The 558-nt window shown below is 59.1% G+C and carries 2 protein-coding genes; both read left to right on the top strand.

The features are described 5' to 3' along the window. The first annotated feature begins 13 nt into the window (after positions 1 to 13). Positions 14 to 151 carry a DUF8583 domain-containing protein gene (locus tag HJG40_RS15635; RefSeq protein ID WP_497006473.1) on the top strand — a complete coding sequence of 46 codons (138 nt, stop codon included), beginning with the start codon at positions 14 to 16 and terminating at the stop codon, positions 149 to 151. Continuing rightward, positions 151 to 558: hypothetical protein (locus HJG40_RS14620; protein WP_215864872.1), on the top strand; the 408-nt coding region annotated here is incomplete at its 3' end. The genes HJG40_RS15635 and HJG40_RS14620, both read left to right, overlap by 1 nt.

The following is a 558-nucleotide window of genomic DNA, read 5'->3' as shown; positions in this document are numbered from 1 at the left end:
CGTTGGAGCCGCCATCCTCGCCAAGGTCGAACGCGGGGAATGGCCACACGACAAATTTATGGCCCTCATGGAGGCCGCCCTGACCCGTGCCGATGATCGCGCCCTCTTTGATCTGCCAGTACGTCCCGAAAATTCCCAAGGAGGCCAGTAATGGACTCACAACAGCAGCTATTCGGCTACATGGCGGTGGCAAACGATCAGCAGAAGGCCATACAAACCGCCATCGACACCTTGACCGCTGAACGCGAAGCCCTCGCCCAGGAACGCACCCGCCTCGCCCAAACCGTCCAGAGCATCTCCAAGGCCGTAAGAACCGCCGTAGGCGCTGCCGTAAAGGATCAGATGGGGGATGCCGGAGAAATCGCCGCTACGTCCCTGGAAACCGCCTTAAACCCGATTCTCGAAAACTTCTCCGGCGTCATCGGGAACACGACCGAGGCCGGGAAGGCCATCAGCCAGGCTTCCGCCTGGTTTTCCTGGAAATGGGTCATCCTGTTCGCTGCCGGATTCTTCGGAATCTGTCTGATGGCTTATATTTCCCTGGCCTGGCAGTTCCAC

Source organism: Acidithiobacillus concretivorus (genome assembly GCF_018853445.1).
Taxonomy (GTDB): domain Bacteria; phylum Pseudomonadota; class Gammaproteobacteria; order Acidithiobacillales; family Acidithiobacillaceae; genus Acidithiobacillus; species Acidithiobacillus concretivorus.
The sequence above is the reverse complement of the archived record's forward strand: the minus strand, read 5'-3'. Positions and strand labels throughout refer to the sequence as shown.